The sequence below is a fragment of the Arthrobacter sp. lap29 genome, assembly GCF_032458965.1.
GTDB classification, from domain to species: domain Bacteria; phylum Actinomycetota; class Actinomycetes; order Actinomycetales; family Micrococcaceae; genus Specibacter; species Specibacter psychrochitiniphilus.
This window is the reverse complement of the sequence record NZ_JAUCEK010000005.1, coordinates 315,864-333,633: the sequence shown is the minus strand read 5'-3', so window position 1 is coordinate 333,633 and position 17,770 is coordinate 315,864. Positions and strand designations below refer to the sequence as shown.

Genomic DNA, 17,770 nt, shown 5'->3' with positions numbered 1-17,770 from the left:
TGCGAGTAGTGGGAGGGCGTGGGGACTAGTTGCCGCCGAGGGCGATCATGGCGTCGACCCGGGTGACCTTGCGGACAGCCAAGGCTGAACCGGCCAGGCCCAGGAGCACAATGCCGATCACCGGGAGCAAGGTGGTGGCCGGTGTGAGCAGAAACGGTGCACCCTTTGCGGCGAAGAAACCGCCAACAATTCCCACGAGCCCACCAAGGCCGGCGCCTGCCACCAACACGATCGCCGCCTGCGTCAACGCGTCCCTCAACAAGTACGGACCGGATGCGCCCATGGCCTTCAGTACCGCAATGTCACGGGTGCGCTGGACGGTCCACACGGTCAGGAACGCCACGATCACCAAGGCTGAGATGCCATACAGGAACGCCTGCATCATCATGAGTGAGCCGTTCTCGCTCTTGTAGCCGCCCAGTCCTGCAAAGGCGCCGGTCCGCGTGGTGCTTACTGTGCCAGCGGCAGAGTTGGCGGCTGCGGTATCAACTGTTGCGCCGCTGCTGTACGTCACGGCCAAGGCAGTGGCGAGCTGGTTCGCGTCGCTCACATGCGCAATCTTGGTCCAGGCCGGCAATGACGTCCACACCACGGAGGAGTGTGAATACCATTGCTGGGGCACAATGGCGCTGACCCTCAGGTCCACACCGCCGAGGGTGACCATGTCGCCGGTGTCCAACGCCAAATCCTTGGCCACGTCCGCGCCAATGACCACCGTCTCATCGGTGACGGCCGACGGCGCGATCCCGCCACCTGTGCCATCCCCGCCGACACCAAAGACAGCCACGTTCGTGGTGCCCTGGCTAGCTCCCTTGGCCTGGAAACGGGTCTGGTTGATACCCAGCGGCACCACCGAGGCAACGCCGGGGGTCTTGGCCCATGAGTGCGCCTGCTCCTGGCTCACTTCACTTTCAGTGAAGGAAACCTTGGCCTCATTCTTGCCGGGGGCACCAAACACCACCTGGTTGACGGCGGTGCTGCCGCCGAGTTTTTCCAGTGCCGAGGTGTTTTGATTGCCCAGCCCTGCCGTCAGGCCGGACAACATCACCAACAGGAGGCTGATGAGTGCAACCACGGAGCCCATAAGGGCGAACCGTCCCTTGGCAAAGCGGATGTCTCGGATTGCGAGGAACATAGAAGGCCTCTTTCAGATGCTGGAAGAACTAGTGTTTTTCCATGTGGATCAGTCATTACTTCAACTCTCCTGCGAAAACACTTCGCCTCCATCGCGGGGTTGGTTGATAGCGCGGAAGCGAGAGGTTGATAAGCCAATCAACCAATTGGTTGATGCGCAGAGGGGGCCACCAGCACTTATGCTGGTGGCATGTCTGCCGTGGATGCCCCGCCCGTCACGAATGCCCCGCCCATCACAAGTACTTCACCCGTCACGAGTACTGCGATTCTGCGATTCCTTCGCGTGACCTTGCATGTTGGCTTCGCAGTATTGCTGGCGGTAGGGGTTAGCCGCCTGCTCCTAGAAGCCGGTGAGCGCCCCAGCAGGTATGTCTACTTCGGGCTCAGCGTTGCGCTGGCACTGGTCTACCTCGTGGGGACGGTGGCTGAAAAGCGGTTCTCGGCCGGCAGGCTTCAAAAGAATCCACGCCGTTGGGCTGTGCTGTGGCTGGGCCTGATCACGGTGATGTGGGCAGTGTTGATGTTTGGGTCAGTGGAATTTTCCTGGCTGGTCTTTCCGCTATTTTTCCTTCATCTGCATCTCCTGCCGCGGTGGGCGGGTATCGGCATGGTTTTGGTGATGACAGCGGGGGTGATACTTGCCCAGTGGGCCTCCTCCGGGGCTGATTTCCCCCCTCTGCCTGTGGTGCTGGGACCGGTTTTTGGCATGGCATTTTCGATCGCCACTGCCAAGGCGTACAAGCTGCTGTATCAAGAAGGCGAGGCCCAGCGCCACGCTGCTGAGGAGCTGCGGCGCACCCGGGCCGAACTTGCCTCTACCCAGCACGAAGCAGGTGTTTTAGCTGAACGTGCACGGCTGGCCCGAGAAATCCATGACACCTTGGCCCAAGGATTTTCCTCCATCATTTTGGTCTCCCGGGCGGCCCGGCGCAGCTTGGATTCAGGGGATCTGGAATCCGCCGGTGAATCTTTGACGATGGTGGAGGCAACGGCAGCCGAGAATCTGGCCGAGGCACGAAATTTTGTTCGCGGGCTCTCTTCGCCGGCGTTGGCTCAAACATCTCTCGTGGAGGCCCTGTCCAGGCTCTGTTCCAAGACGGAGCGTGAGGCGGCTGCCCGCGGCGGCCAGCTAGCGTGCAGTTTCCGGCTGGACGGGGAGCCTGTGGAGATCCCGCAGCCATACAAGGTCACGTTGTTCCGTGCCGCAACCACGAGTCTGGCCAATGTCTGGCTGCACGCCCACGCCACGTCCGCCGTCGTGAGTTTGGCGTTTTTGGGAAGTGAAGTAACTCTTGACGTGTACGACGACGGACGTGGCTTTGATCCGGATATCCTCCCCGGCGCGGTGGCTGGGCGGTCTGATGGAAGTGGCTTTGGGCTGCGCTCCCTCCGGGAGAGGGTGGTTGTCCAAGGCGGTACTCTGGCCCTGGAAACAGCCCCCGGTGAAGGAACAGTGGTAGCCATCCGGTTACCGCTAGGGGCGGGGGTTGATACTGGGTTTAATGCGGGGCTGGGTACTGAATTGGGTACTGGTTTGAGTTCGAGACAAGGGGATAGTAATGGGTGAAATTCGGATTTTGCTGGTGGATGACCATCCGGTAGTGCGTGCGGGATTGCGAGCCATGCTCACCGAGTTTGAGGGGTTCACCGTGGTGGCCGAGGCGCCCGAGGGTGGTGCCGCCATCAAGGAAGTCCAGCGGCTCGCGATGCTTGGTGAACCTGTGGACGTGGTGTTGATGGATCTGCAAATGGGTGCCGGCATGGACGGTGTCAGCGCCACCAAGGCCATCAAGGAATTGACCGGGGCACCGCCAGTGCTGATTCTGACCACCTATGACACCGATGCGGACATTTTGGCGGCGGTAGAGGCCGGGGCCAGCGGGTACATGCTCAAGGATGCGCCGCCAGAGCAGATCCGCAGTGCTGTGCAATCGGCCGCGGCGGGACAGACGGCACTGGCACCAGAGGTTGCTGCGCGGCTCATGGGCCGGATCCGCAACCCTGCCCCCGCACTGTCCGGGCGCGAGGTGGAATTGGTGGAGTTGCTCGCCACGGGAATGGGCAACAAAGCAATCGCAAAACAGTTGTTCATCTCTGAAGCAACTGTCAAAACACACCTTGTACACATTTACGACAAGCTGGGCGTGGACAACCGGACAGCCGCCATCTCCGTTGCCGTCTCACGTAGGATTATTCGCAGTGCCGGCTGAAACCGTGCACGCCCGTACGAGGAAGATTTATAAGTGGCCCGAGCCATTTCGGGCAGTAAGAATTATGTGTAATGTGAGCTAGAACACGGGGTGGTACGTGGGCAATATGGCTCCTAGTGGCTATGGGGGCTTGGTGATCCAGAAAAATGGGGCGTACGTCACATATCTCCCATTAGTGATATGCATAACAATTGTGTGGAATAGTGTGAATTGTTGTTCGCCACTGAACTTTAGGACCTCTCATTCGAGTGGTTACAGGACTCAGTAGGCGGCGTAGGCTCTCAATACAGCGTGCAAGGAAGCAGGAGGACCACCCGGTGAGGTTTTCGAAGGGCAAGGCGCGTTCGTACCAATTGAGCATGGCAGTGGTGTGCACACTATTGGCCTCTGGTGGTTTTGTGAGTGCGGGTTATGCCGGTACCTCGGCTGCGGATGCCGCAGCCGCCCAGGGTGCGCAGGCACTTATCCGTACCTCAGACACATTCGAGGAAGCGTCCCCCGCGGGCTTCGACTCCTTCGCTGCGCAGGGGCTGGGTGTCAATATTTCCTTTGCCAAGACGTTGATTCTTGCCAAGAAACCGGCTGCTCCGCTGCGCTTTGACCTCACGGATCCCAATGGAAACACCCCTCATCTGGCCCGCTCAGTTAACGCCATGCGCGGAGATATTCCTGAGGTTTCAGCGGAGCTCATTTCCCAGGTTCGCAAAGACATTCTTGCTGCTGCTTTCCAAGGCTTGGGCCATCCGTATGTTTGGGGCGGCACCAGCTTTGATCATGGGTGGGATTGCTCCGGTTTTGTTCAGTGGGCTTACGCTCAAGCCGGAGTGGGCCTGCCCCGCACCGAGCAGTGGCTTCCGATGGTGGAGACCAGCAATCCCCAGCCAGGGGATCTAGTAGTGCAGAACCCGGACGGCCCTAACCACTGGTCGCATATTGGCCTCTACATTGGCAACGGCAAGATGATCAGTGCCTTGAACCCTTCGGTGGGAACATTTATCCACGCGCCCGCAGATGTCAGTAGTTCTTCCGCCTACTTCACCATGCCTGCCTTTGCTGCTGCCGATGAGAAGGCTGCCAAGGAAGCCAAGGAAAAGAAGGGCAAACTCTCCGCCGCTGGAAGCACTGACAAGACCAGCGCGGCCAAGCCCTCCGCGAAGCCGTCCACCACCACCGGAACCTCGAGGCCGGGCACCACAGCTCCCGGTACCACCGGGCCGGGCACCACGACTCCCGGTACCACCGGGCCGGGCACAACAACTCCCGGAACCACGGGTCCGGGCACCACGCCTCCTGCTGTTGTGGACCCGCCGGTGACGACGGATCCGGCCACCACACCTCCCGTGGTTACTGATCCGCCCGTGACTACAGGACCCGCGGAGCCCGAGACGGTGGAGCCCATTGTGCCTGAGGCGCCAGCGTCGACAGAGTCGGGAATCCAGGTGCCCGTTGGTGCGTCAACGCCGTCTGCACTAACCACTCTTCCAGGGCTGGAATCTGGAGCGCCGTAAACGGCACCTTTGGCCCTACGTCAGTAGGGGTAGCAACATTTTGACGGGGCGCCCGCCTTGGCCATTCGGCTGAAGCGGACGCCCTCTCTGGGTTAAGCGGTGAGGGAAAATAACGCCCCCCCACCAAGGTGCCCAAGCGGAAAGCAAGGCTAAGCGTATTTTGTGCCTCAGGTCACGAAATACGGTGTTATCCATCACATTTTCATGTACGCTGGACTCAGATCACGAATGTTTGATTAATCATGAGTTCTATGCGTGAAAAAGCATCACAAGACATCATTTCCGCTTGAAAGTGAGTTCCCATGTCAGTGCTCCACAAAAACAATCCGGCGAACCCGCCGACAAAAATCCCAGAGCGGAGGATCTTTGGCCGACGGGCTACGGCCGTTGCTCTTGCAGCTCTGCTCGCCGCGGGCGCCGTGCCAGCGTTGGCATTGTCTCCCGCTGCGATGGCCGCTCCCGGAACTCCGATTTCGGCATCAAACATTAAGCCCGAAGTTGCTGTGGACGCTGGTGGGGCCACTTTGGGTGCAATCAGCGCATTCACCAAAGCCGGCAATGTGGTTAATTTGACCCCCGCCACGGGCGCCGTTCGGGTGACCTTCCTTGACGATGGCAACTTCCGTCTGGAAGCAACCCCCACGGGAACTTTCGCCGACCCGGCAAACACCCCTGCGAGCCCGGCCGACCCGCAGCGCTCGGCCAACATTGTGGTTGGCCAGGCTGACTTCGCCGCAGGCTCTGTCGACGTCATCGATGCTGGCGGCCTGATTACGATGACCACGGCAAAAGTCAAGCTTGAGGTCAAAAAGTCAACTGGAGCTTTCACTCTTAAGCACACGGACGGCTCCATCATCTGGCAGGAGTCCTCAGCACTGAGCTTCGGTGCGAACTCAACAACTCAGCACCTAACCCCGATTAAAGGGGAGCAGTTCCTTGGCGGCGGCATGCAGAACGGCCGCGTGGTTCACACCGGCTCCACCATCAACATCTCCAACAACTACGATTGGGATGACGAAGGCCACCCGAACGCCGTTCCCTATTACATGACAAGTGCCGGCTACGGCGTTTTGCGGAACACCTTCGCGCAGGGTTCCTATACCTTCACTGACAATGAAACCACCACGCACAGGGAAAAGCGCTTTGACGCTTACTACTTCGTCGGTGACTACAAGCAGAGCCTTGACGGATACACCAAGCTAACCGGCCGCCCCAACCTCCCGCCCGTCTACGGCCTAGAGTATGGCGACGCCGATTGCTACAACCGCTCGAACCCCACCTACTCTTCTTCGGGTTTCAACAACCCGGCTGCGCCCAAGCAGGTCACCTTTGACGCGGTGAAGACTGCTAAGGAATTCAAAGCCAATGACATGCCCGCAGGCTGGATGATTGTCAATGACGGTTATGGCTGTGAATACACGGAGGACGCCGCAGGCTACGACAAGAACGCGCCCTACGATCCCAACAGTCCCGACAAGGGTCTGGGAAATACTGTCAAGGCCATCAAGGCCGAAGCAGACCTGAAGACCGGTTTGTGGACCCAGCGTTCCTTGACCAAGCAGGAGGCTGAAGTTGGCGCCGATGGCATTGCCATGCGCAAGCTTGACGTGGCCTGGGTTGGCGAGGGCTACCGCCTGGCGTTGACGGGTTGTGAAAGCGCTAAGGGTGGCATTGAGGAATACTCCAGCGGCCGCGCCAACACCTTGATGGTTGAGGGCTGGGCCGGTGCACAGCGTTGTGGTGTGCAGTGGACAGGAGACCACTCCGGCAACCTGGACCAGGCGCGCTGGGGGGTTCCGGCACTGGCCGGTGCAACCAACTCGGGCCAGGCCTTCACCACTTCCGACGTTGATGGGATCTTCGGCGGCAGCACCGAAAGCTACGTCCGGGACTTGCAGTGGAAGGCTTTCGCTCCGGAACTGTATTCCATGAGTGGCTGGGCCGCAGTGGATAAGCGCCCGTGGCTCTATGGTGAGGCTGCCACGGAGATTAACCGCAAGTACCTGCAAATGCGCCAGGAACTCATGCCTTACATCTACTCACTCTCTGTTGATGCCCACAACACCGGCGTTGGCATGATGCGGAGCATGCCGTTGGAATTCCCCAACGATCCGCTGTCGTACACCAAGGAAGCCGAAACCCAGTTCATGGTGGGTGCGAACTACCTGGTGGCGCCAGTTTCTGCCAGCAGTGATGTTCGCAGCGGAATTGTCCTGCCGTCAGGCAGCCAATGGGTGGACTACTGGTCCGGCACCATCTACCAAGGCGGCCAGGTTCTCAACGGCTACCATGCACCGCTGGAGACGCTCCCCATGTTCGTCCGTGCCGGTGCAGTGGTGCCCAAGGGCCTCATTGAGCGCAACGCTTCGCTAGTGCCGGAAAACTCCGCCCTCACGGTTGACGTTTACCCCACAGGCAACTCCTCCTTTGCTTTGAACGAGGATGACAAGGTCACCCGTGAGTACAGGAACGGCAAGTCCAGCAAGCAGGAATTCAAGGTCACCGCGCCGGCTAAGAATGGTGGCGACGTCACAGTCACCATCGGCAAGCGCGACGGCGACTACACCGGCAAGGCGGCCTCCCGCCCCTACAAGCTCGCTGTTCACAGCGGCTCGGCCCCGGCCTCCGTCACTGTTGGCACCACCACGCTGACCAAGGTTGCTGACGCCGCAGCCTTGGAGGCTGCTACCACCGGCTGGTACTACGACGCTGCCGACGCTGGCGGTACTGTCCACGTCAAGGCCGGCGCCGTTGCCTCTGCGGCAACGGCTACGGTCACGCTGAAGGCAACCTCCGCCGTTGGCGGCACTGACTCCGATGCCAAGGCAGCTGAAGTTGCCGTTCAGCTAGAAGATAAGGTCTTCCAGGGACAGGCAACCTCAGCCTCAGCTTCCTTCACCAACACCGGCAGCAACGCCAAGACCAATGTTGTCATCAGCCCCGTAGTTCCTGCGGGCTGGACTGTCAGCAACGCCAAGGGCGCTACGGTGGCCTCGGTTGCTCCCGGCACCACGGTCCAGGCCATCTTTGATCTGGTACCTGGGGCAACTTCTGCCGCGGGTCAGCAAACAGTGGGCGCCAAGGCAAGCTACAAGGACTCCAAGAGCGTGAGCCAGGAAGTCACCGGTGCGAACCAGATGTACGTGGCGTACGGCTCACTCGCCGGAGCGTTCAACAACATCTCGGTCACGAGTGCAAGTGGTTCCTTTGCTGACAAGCTGGGCAACTTTGACGGGGGCAACGCCTCCTACAGCATTGAACAGCTGAAAACGGCTCCGATTCCCGCCGGTGGCGTCACGCCCGGTTCCACCGTCACCGTGGATGCCGGTCTGGCCACAGAGGTCAACTACACCTGGCCTACCGTTGGCGCTGACAAGAAGAACGCCGTGGCGCTGGATGGGCAGACTGTTGCCCTCTCCGGCCAGGGCACAGACCTGGCTATCTTGGGCTCCTCCAATAGTGGTTCGGGTGCCTCCCCGGAGTTCACCATTACCTACACGGATGGCACTGTTCAGAAGCAGTCCACCTACTTCCCGAATTGGCTGCCGCAGGGCAATACTCAAGGGGCTAAAGTGGCGATCAAGTCACTTGGACGCAACAGCCAGTCCAACGCTGAAAACCCGGAGTACAAGGACTACGGCTACCAGATCTATTCCGGAACGCTGCGCCTGTTGCCGGCCAAGACACTGGCCTCAGTGACACTGCCAGTGACAACCTCCGTCAAGATCTTTGACTGGCAAGTGGTGAACTTCCCCTTGCCTGACGCCCCCAGTGCAGATGCCTTTGTCTCGGATCTGGATTGGGTATCAGCCAGCAACGGTTACGGCGTCATCGGTAAGGACGTAGCAAACAAGGACGCCGCGAATTCACCTGACGCGCCGTTGACCATTGTTGACGCTTCCGGCGCCGAAACGGTTACACACAAATACGAGAAGGGCCTTGGCGTTCACGCCCCTTCCAACGTCAGCTACTACGTGGGTGGGCAGTGCAGCCGCTTCACCAGCCAGGTTGGTCTGGAAGGCGACTTCGCTGGCAAGATCATCTTCTCGGTGGTTGGCGATGGCAAGCAGCTCTACCAGAGCCGCACCTATGTACAGGGCTTCGCTCCGGAGTCCCTTGATCTTGACCTGACGGGCATTTCTTACTTGGAACTGCACGTTGACCCGATCTCTGCAGGTGCCATCAGCGGCGCCCACGGCGTGTGGGGCAATGCCAAGGTCACTTGCTCGGATGCCGCACCGGCTGACACGGTTGCCCCTGTCACCACTGCCACCGTGGATCCCTCCGCCCCGGCCGCCAGCGGCTGGTACACCACGGTTCCCTCGGTCTCCCTGGCCGCCACGGATAATGTGGGTGTTGCCAAGACCGAATACCAGATCGGTTCCGGCCCCTGGGTTGACTACACCAAGGCTGTCACGCTGCCCGAGGGTGTCAACACCTTCAAGTACCGCTCCACTGATGCCGCAGGCAACGTTGAAGCGGAGAAGGCAACTGCCGAATTCAAGGTGGATACTCAGGTTCCTGTTGTCACTGCCATTGTTAACGCCGGTGCGCGCACTGTTGTTGTGGAGGCTAGTGATTCAGGTTCTGGCGTTGCCACGGTGGAGTTCTCCACCAATGGTGGTGCCACCTGGCAGGCGTACACCTCGGCTATCAACGCCAAGGACGACGGCGTGTCCGTTGCTTACCGCGCAACGGATAAGGCAGGCCTCATGGCCAGCTCAACTGTTGATGCTGTGATTGCACCGATCGAGGCGCCGGAACCGGGCGCACCGTCCCTGTCTGCGCCTACAACGGGTGTTGCTGGCTCCGAGATCACCGTTACGGCTAAGAACCTGATCGTAGGCAAAAACTATGAGCTGTGGCTCCACTCGGAGCCGGTCAAGCTGGCAACCGTCAAGGGTGCAGGGACTGGGGCGGCTTCTGTGAAGGTCACCATTCCTGCCGGCTTCGAGGTGGGAGCTCATGAGCTGACACTGGAAATCGAAGGCACTGTTTTGGCGCGTACCGCCATTATGGTCACGGCGGCAACGGTTGACCCGCCGGTCACCGAACCCACGGACCCGGCAACCCCGACCGATCCGGCGAAGCCGACCACACCGTCCACCACGAAGCCCAGCGCTCCGACGGACAACGGTGACAACACCAACAGTGGCAACACCAACAGCAACGATGATGGCCTGGCCAGCACCGGTGCAAAGGTGATGTTGCCGGCCGGCATTGCACTGCTGCTGGTACTCGGAGGTGGTGTGGCGCTGGTCATCACCCGCCGCCGTCGGGCATAAGAGAAGAACAGACCTAAACAATGACTAAGCGCCGGTCCTTGCAGAGAGTACAAATTTCTCTGCACGGGCCGGCACTTTTTTCGCACGAACAACAACCAAGGAAGGCAGGCTTGATTTATGACCTGGAAGCCAAAATACCGCGCCACAGCACTCGCCGTGGCAGCACTGATGGGGATGGCCGTGCTACCAAGCATGGTCGCCGCCCCAGCAACAGCAGCCCCGGCCCCGGAGACCGCAGCCGCGGGCGACGCTGACTACGCACAGGCGCTCACCCCGCCCATGGGATACAACAACTGGGCGCACAACATGTGCAACATTGATGAGCAACTTTTCAGGGACCAGGCCGACGCCATCGTGGCCAAGGGCTTGGACAAGGCAGGCTATGACACCGTCACGGTGGACGACTGCTGGATGCAGAAGGACAGGGACGCCAACGGGGATCTGCAAACCCGCTCGGAAACCTTTCCGTCAGGAATGAAAGCGCTGGGGGACTACATCCACAGCAAGGGCCTGAAATATGGCCTCTACCAAGACTCAGGGACCGTGACGTGCTCCGGTGGCGACTACGCCGGCAGTTATGGGCACTTTGATGAGGACATGAAACTGTTCGCCAGCTTCGGTGTGGACTACGTCAAGATGGACGGCTGCAACGTCCCCTCCGTCGCGGGGGAAACGCAGGAGCAGACGTACAAGCGGATCTACTTCGAGGAAGCACAGGCCATCAAAGACAGCGGCCGTCCCATGATGCTTTCCAACTCAGCACCGGCCTACTTCTCCATCCCGACCAAGCTGCCGGCCTGGTATTCGGTCATGGACTGGTCCGGGGACATGAGCCAGTTGTGGCGTGAATCGTGGGACATCGATGTCTACAACACGGCCAACCCCAGCACGAGCCGCTGGCCCGGGATCATGCGCAACTACGACTACAACAAGCCCATCCAGCGCTTCGCCTCGGTGGGTCATTGGAACGACCCCGATTACATCATTGGCGGCAACGCCGGCGTGAGCCCCGTCGAGGCCCGGACACAGCTGTCCCTGTGGTCCATGATGGCCTCGCCGCTGATTTTGAGCACTGACATCACCGCCATCCCGGACAGTTTCCTGGCTGACCTTAAGCATCCGGGCATGATTGCCATTGACCAGGACCCTGCCGGCATTCAAGGCACCCTGGTTAGCAGCGACGGCACTGGCGAAGTCATGTACCGCCCGCTGTCCGACGGCAGCTTCGCAGTGAGCCTGTTCAACCGTTCCGGGGCACAGGCCACTGTCAGTACGACGGCGGCCAAGCTCGGTTTCGCAGCCGGCGGCAGTTACGAAGTGAGCAATGTGTGGACCGGTGAAAAGTCCACCACCGCTGGCGCCTTCAGCGCCTCTTTGGGTTCGCATGCCACAGAGCTGTTGCGGGTCACACCCGTTGACGGAGCTGTTTTTGCCGCCCCATCGGGGCAGATCATGGCGCCGCAGGAAACCCGCTGCCTTGATGCGTCCGCAGCAGCTGCCACGCCTGGTGCTGCTGTGACACTGCAAAACTGCAACGGTAGCGAAGCCCAGCGCTTTGTCCGTGGCGCCGACCGCAGCCTGCAGGTTCTGGGCCAGTGCGCCACCGTTGATGGTGCCGGGATCAGGGGCTCAAAGCTGGTGCTCAGTGACTGCACCGGTGCGGATGCGCAGAGCATTGGCTACAAGAAGAACGGCCAGCTGATCAGCGACTCGGCTGCCCTCTGCGTGGGTACGCCCACCGGCGGTGCCGTCACTGTGGACAGCTGCGGCGACAATCCGCTGTACCAAATCTGGTCGGTTCCAGGTGAGGTGAGCAGCACTGTCGACCCGCTGCCAGCTGTGCCGCCGTCAGGTACCAACTGGCTTTCCGACATTGCCTGGACCAATGCCTCGGTAGGCTATGGCGTCATTGGTATTGACTCCGGCGTGAAGGACTACGCTTCAGACGCGGATGTGCCCCTGACGGCGAACTACACCGACCCGGCTACGAACAAGAAGCCTGTCTATGCCAAGGGACTGGGCGTGCATGCTTCGTCCATCCTGAGCTACAACCTTGCCGCAAATTGCAGCAACTTCAGCTCGGATGCGTTCATGCAGGACCCCTTTGCCGGAACCGTGGTGTTCTCCGTCTGGACCGACGGGGTCAAGCGCTGGACGTCCAACCCGTCTACGGCAGGCACCGCGCCGCAGCACGTGGACGTAGACCTGGCAGGTGTGAAATCCCTTGAACTCCGTGTTGACCCGCCAGCCGGTGGCAACATCAACGGCGCCCACGGCGACTGGGGCAGCCCAAAGCTGGTTTGCGCTGACGCTGACACCGAACTTCCGGTGACCACGGCAACGTTCTCGGGTACGCCGTCGGCGTCCGGCTGGTACACCAGCGCCCCGACGTTGACGCTTGGCGCAACCGACAATGACAAGGTGGCCTCGAGTGAGTACCGCCTCAACGGTGGGGCCTGGGAAAGCTATACGGTGCCCGTGGCACTGCCCGAGGGTGAGAACACGGTAGATTTCCGCTCCACGGACGCCACAGGCAACCGTGAACCGGCCAAAACAGCCACCGCCAAGGTTGACACGCAGCTGCCGACGGTTTCTGCGGTTGTGGATGAGGATGCGCGCACCGTCACGGTGGACGCAAGCGATGCGGGTTCCGGCATTGCGTCGGTGGAATACTCCACCGACGGCGGCGCCACCTGGCAGGCGTACACCTCGGCTATCAAGGCCACGGACGGCGGAGTTTCCGTCGCCTACCGTGCCACGGATCAGGCCGGTCTGGTTGCTGCTTCTACGGTTGAAGCCGTGATTGCACCGATCGAGGTGCCGGAACCGACACCGACACCGACCCAGACCCCGGAGCCGAGCGAAACTCCGGAGCCGAGCGATCCGTCAACTCCCACCGCTCCGCCAACCTCCAGTGCGCCGTCCATCAGCGACAGCGACGAGCTGGCCCACACCGGTGCCAGCGTCTTGCTGCCGGCAGGCATTGCCCTGCTGTTGGTGCTGGGAGGTGGTGTGGGGCTGGTCGTCACCCGCCGCCGTCGTGCCTAAACAGCAATAGGGACTAAGTAAAGGGTGCCGGGTTTCGGGGCAGGATTCACTGCTTGCCGGAATCCGGCACCCTTTCCCATGCAACCATTAGGGTGGCGCTTGGATTCGTCGGGTGCGAAAGCTGCTGTGTGCGCGATGCTTTTGACGTCGGGCTGTTTCCCCAGCCAAGAAGCTGAAAAGCCTGCTGCGGATTTGCGGACCGCGAAGAGCACCACTATGGGAAATGAGCGGGAAATAATTGCCGTCATTGCCCCGGAGGACATTGTGGAGGTCAAGCAAAACGAGACATCCAGTTTGCTCGGTTGTAGCGATGGGGAATACACGTGGACAGGACAAATAGCCGCTTACTTGCAGGACGGGGTGGACGGACCTGCCTATGTGCAAAAGATAAAGAAAACCTGGACCGACAAAGGTAACTGGGACGTGGCTGAGCGCACCACAGCCCAAGGCATGACGGTTGTTGATATCTCGAACGCTGCGGGGTATAGCCACGGCATAGATTATTCAGAAAAGCACCACCTCGTGCGGGTCATGTCCTTTTCACCCTGCTTCACCATGGACCCGCCTTACCAGTACGGCAATGAATACTGACGTTTGCAGGGCTGCTGCCTAGCCGCGCTTCTGCAGGAAGTGCAGAACCGCAAGGACCCGGCGGTGGTCGTCACTGCTCTGATGCAGTCCCAACTTCATGAAGATGGCGCTGATGTGTTTTTCCACTGCGCCACCGCTGACCACAAGTGTCTTGGCGATGCCAGCATTGGTCAGGCCCTGCGCCATCAGTTCCAGCACCTGTGCCTCGCGCGGGCTCAGCTTCCTGATTGGATCGGTGGCACCACGGTTTGCCAGCAACGCTCCCACAACTTCAGGATCGATCACCGTGGCCCCTGCCGCAATGCGGTGGACGGCGTCGCTGAAATCCTCAAAGCGGGCCACCCTGTCCTTGAGTAAATAGCCCAAACCCGCGCCGGTTGTGGCGCCGGCAAGGAGCTCGCCTGCATAACTCAACTCCACATATTGTGAGAGTACGAGGACCGCCACCGCTGGATATTTTGCCCGTACCTGAAGGGCTGCTTTGAGTCCCTCGTCCCGGTGCGCGGGCGGCATGCGGACATCCGTGATCAGTAGATCCGGGAGGTGCTCATCGACAGCCTTGAGTAATTCGACGCCGTCACCCACTGCTGCGCACACCTCCGTACCGATTTCCTCGAGCAGGCGGACCAAGCCCTCACGGAGCAACACGGAATCTTCAGCAAGAACAACACGCATGGCTCCAGCGTACTGCCGGCGGTTCCCGAGCTCTGTTGCTGGGGCAGTTGCCAGGGCCGTCTCAGCCATGCAGGGGGATGTCCACGCGCAGGGTGGTGGGTCCGCCGTCGGGACTTATTATCTCCAACGAACCATCCACACCCGCAAGCCTGTCAACCAAGCCGGAAAGCCCATGCCCCTTGCCCACATGGGCGCCGCCAACGCCGTCGTCAATGACCTCAACGACCAACGTGGCGGCCGTGGCATCAAGTGAGAGGCCGGCCTGACATGCCCCGGAATGCTTTGAAACGTTTGCCAGAGCCTCGGAAATGACAAAATAGGCGGCATTCTCCGCGCTTTGCGGCAGCCGGGCCCCCGGCTCAAGGCTGCCGGCAACGCTCACGGGAACTGTGGAGCGGGCGGCCAAAGACTCGGCAGCGGCACGCAGGCCCCGATCGGCCAGCAGGGGCGGGGCGATCCCGCGGGAAAGCTGGCGTAGCTCATTCAGGGCCTCCCTGCTCTGTTCCAGTGCCCCATCCATGAGCTCCCTTGCTGCGGCGGGGTCGGTATCCATGCGGCGCTGGGCCGCCTCAACGTCCATCTGCAAACGGATGAGCCGCTGCTGCGGGCCGTCGTGCAGGTCCCGCTCAATTCTGCGTAGTGTGCTTGCTTCCTCCGAAACCACCTGGGCGCGGCTGGTGGTTAGCTTTTCGTCGCGTGCCCGGAGTGCAGCCTTCTCGTTTGTGAGCAGGCCACGTGCAACGGCGGCGTCCGCCATCGCCAAGAGTCGGGTGATGAAAGGGAACAACAGGAGCAGCGCGATGCCGTAAAACACGCCAAGGATGCCCTCCGCCACGGTGGGGCTGACGCCCATGAACCTATCAAGGCCGATGAGAGCAGCCAATGAGGTGTTATCCGCGGGCAAGAAACGCAGCCAGAACCATTGGGTCAATCCACCGAGAATGGCCGCCATGATGCTCAGGACCACGCCAAATGTAGCTGTGCGTAGCGGAAACGCCACGAGGAAGCCGTGCGCGAAGTCCTTCCACAGCTGCGGGTCTGCGAGGTTCTTGAACATGCCGCTGATGGTGAAGCGGTGTGCGGGGCGGTAATGCACTGGGGGAATGCTGCTGGCCCAACGCTTCATCGCGGCCCTGTTGAGGTTGGCAAACCAGCGGGCTGTGGCCAGACAGGCCACCAGAACCGGCAGACCCACCCAGACGACAATCGTGGACAAGCCAAGGGTGAACAGTGCCGTTAGCGCAGTGAAGGAAGCAATAGAGACTAAGAATCCGGGCAGGATATAGAAGAGGTCAGTGCCGATTTGGCGCCACGTGGCAGGCCGCCAAATGGCCCACGAGGTTCGGGGCAGGGATGCAGTGCTGTTCATCATGATTCAATCCTTGCCGCGGCGGGGTGCTGAAACCATCATGCCAGCCGGTCTTTACAAGGTAGGGATATCCCCACCACGGCTCATGCGGACCCGTGCCTGAATTCATCCGGGAGAAATGGTCGCTTAGCGGGGAGCTAAACGACCATTTCTCCCGGATGGACGCGTTCGGAAAGAGCGGGCAGGGAGTGGGCTCAGAAGATGGGAGAATTGCCAAGTGGGACATATTGACGTTGCAAACATTGACTACTTTCTCTCCGACGGCCGGCAGCTGCTGAACGGGGTGAATTTCCGCGTCTCCGACGGCAGTAAAACCGCTTTGATTGGCCCTAACGGCACAGGTAAAACCACCTTGCTGCGCATCATCTGCCAGGACATCAAGGCCGATGAAGGAGCCGTATCGCGCTCCGGAAGCATGGGCATCATGCGCCAGTTTGTTGGCCAGGTCCGCGACGAGAGCACGGTGCGTGAGCTATTGCTCTCGGTGGCGTCGGCGACCATTGCCGCGGCTGGCAAGGCTGTGGATGACGCCGAACTGGCCATGCTGGAGCGCGACGACGAGCCCAGCCAGATGGCCTACGCCCAAGCAATTGCCGATTGGGGTGATGTTGGCGGCTACGAGATGGAAACCACCTGGGACGAAGTCACCATGGCTGCCATGGGCATGGATTTCTATACCGCCCAATATCGCAAGGCGGCCTCACTCAGCGGTGGTGAGCAGAAGCGGCTGGTCCTGGAGGCACTGTTCTCCGGCCCGGATGAACTCCTGTTGCTCGATGAGCCGGATAACTATTTGGATGTGCCCGGCAAGCGATGGCTTGAGGCAAAGATGGCTGGCTCCGATAAGTCGGTACTGTTTGTCAGTCACGACCGTGAGCTGCTGGCCAATGCCGCAGACAGGATCGTCACCCTTGAACCGGGCATCAACGGCGCCTCCAGCTGGACGCACGGCGGCGGTTTTGAATCATACGTGACCGCGCGTGAGGACCGCAACGCCCGCTTTGAGGAGCTGCGCAAGCGTTGGGACGAGGAGCATATCAAGCTCAAGGAACTTGTCAATATGTATAAGAACAAGGCCGCTTTCCGCTCCGACATGGCCAACCGTTACCAGGCCGCACAATCACGCTTGTCCCAGTTTCTGGAGCAGGGTCCGCCTGAGGCTCTGCCCATTGAACAGAATGTGAAGATGCGGCTCAAGGGCGGGCGCACCGCCAAACGCGCCATTGTCGCCACCAAGTTGGAGCTCACTGGGTTGATGAAACCCTTCAGCACCGAGATCTGGTTTGGTGACAGGGTTGGTGTGCTGGGCTCCAATGGCTCCGGCAAATCCCACTTCCTGCGGCTTCTGGCGGCCGGAGGATCGGATCCGGACAAGGAACATGAGCCGGTTTCCGATGTCACCATTGCCCCCGTTCCGCATGAAGGCAACGTCAAGCTCGGCGCCCGCATCCGGCCCGGCTTCTTTGCCCAGACGCATGCCCGGCCAGACCTGCTGACCCGGACTCTACTGGACATTCTGCACCGCGGAGACGAGCACCGCTCCGGTTTAGGGCGTGAAGCTGCTGCGGCATCGCTAGACCGCTATGGCCTGGCCGCCAGCTCCGAACAAAAGTACGATTCACTCTCCGGCGGCCAGCAGGCGCGTTTCCAAATCCTGTTGCTGGAACTCTCCGGAGCCACGCTGCTGCTGCTGGATGAACCGACCGACAACCTGGACCTGCACTCCGCTGAGGCGCTGGAAAAGGCCATCGACTCATTCGAGGGAACTGTTTTGGCGGTGACCCACGACCGCTGGTTCGCCCGCTCCTTTGACCGCTTTCTGGTGTTCGGCTCAGACGGCAAGGTCTACGAATCCGAGGAACCTGTGTGGGACGAAAAGCGGGTGGAGCGCGCCCGCTAAGCCGTAGATACCAACCCGGCGTCTCCGGTACTAGAGTTGCCTCAGTGCCT

Annotated in this window: 10 protein-coding genes; 7 read left to right on the top strand and 3 right to left on the bottom strand. The window is 60.5% G+C overall.

What is annotated here, in order from left to right; translation table 11 throughout:
• Nucleotides 1–25 precede the first annotated feature (25 nt).
• A complete protein-coding gene (locus tag RY113_RS11110; RefSeq protein ID WP_315914598.1) occupies nucleotides 26–1,135 on the bottom strand; it encodes an FtsX-like permease family protein in 1,110 nt (369 codons plus the stop codon).
• A 189-nt stretch (nucleotides 1,136–1,324) separates the two neighbouring features.
• Between RY113_RS11110 and RY113_RS11105 the strand changes: the two genes are divergently transcribed.
• From RY113_RS11105 to RY113_RS11080, 6 genes are all read left to right on the top strand, one after another.
• The gene (locus RY113_RS11105) at nucleotides 1,325–2,701 is read left to right on the top strand and encodes a sensor histidine kinase (RefSeq protein ID WP_315914596.1); all 1,377 of its coding nucleotides are present in this window, start codon (nucleotides 1,325–1,327) and stop codon (nucleotides 2,699–2,701) included.
• On the top strand, nucleotides 2,694–3,344 hold the full coding sequence (locus tag RY113_RS11100) for a response regulator transcription factor (RefSeq protein WP_110105727.1): 651 nt from the start codon (nucleotides 2,694–2,696) through the stop codon (nucleotides 3,342–3,344). Before RY113_RS11105 ends, RY113_RS11100 begins: the two co-directional genes overlap by 8 nt.
• A gap of 359 nt (nucleotides 3,345–3,703) precedes the next feature.
• Complete coding sequence (locus RY113_RS11095) at nucleotides 3,704–4,852, top strand: C40 family peptidase (protein ID WP_315914595.1); 1,149 nt, start codon at nucleotides 3,704–3,706, stop codon at nucleotides 4,850–4,852.
• A 302-nt stretch (nucleotides 4,853–5,154) separates the two neighbouring features.
• A complete protein-coding gene (locus tag RY113_RS11090; RefSeq protein ID WP_315914594.1) occupies nucleotides 5,155–10,137 on the top strand; it encodes an NPCBM/NEW2 domain-containing protein in 4,983 nt (1,660 codons plus the stop codon).
• A 117-nt stretch (nucleotides 10,138–10,254) separates the two neighbouring features.
• Nucleotides 10,255–13,185, top strand: a complete 2,931-nt coding sequence (locus RY113_RS11085; RefSeq protein ID WP_315914593.1) for an NPCBM/NEW2 domain-containing protein — start codon at nucleotides 10,255–10,257, stop codon at nucleotides 13,183–13,185.
• A 216-nt stretch (nucleotides 13,186–13,401) separates the two neighbouring features.
• Complete coding sequence (locus RY113_RS11080) at nucleotides 13,402–13,776, top strand: hypothetical protein (protein ID WP_315914591.1); 375 nt, start codon at nucleotides 13,402–13,404, stop codon at nucleotides 13,774–13,776.
• 18 nt (nucleotides 13,777–13,794) lie between these two features.
• On the opposite strand, the gene RY113_RS11075 is transcribed toward RY113_RS11080, so the two are convergent.
• Both RY113_RS11075 and RY113_RS11070 read right to left on the bottom strand, forming a co-directional pair.
• Entirely contained in the window at nucleotides 13,795–14,451 is a 657-nt protein-coding gene (locus RY113_RS11075; protein WP_315914644.1) for a response regulator transcription factor, read from the bottom strand.
• A 61-nt stretch (nucleotides 14,452–14,512) separates the two neighbouring features.
• The gene (locus RY113_RS11070) at nucleotides 14,513–15,823 is read right to left on the bottom strand and encodes a sensor histidine kinase (RefSeq protein ID WP_315914589.1); all 1,311 of its coding nucleotides are present in this window, start codon (nucleotides 15,821–15,823) and stop codon (nucleotides 14,513–14,515) included.
• A gap of 214 nt (nucleotides 15,824–16,037) precedes the next feature.
• Between RY113_RS11070 and RY113_RS11065 the strand changes: the two genes are divergently transcribed.
• Complete coding sequence (locus RY113_RS11065; protein ID WP_315914587.1) at nucleotides 16,038–17,720, top strand: ATP-binding cassette domain-containing protein; 1,683 nt, start codon at nucleotides 16,038–16,040, stop codon at nucleotides 17,718–17,720.
• The last annotated feature ends 50 nt before the right edge of the window (nucleotides 17,721–17,770 follow it).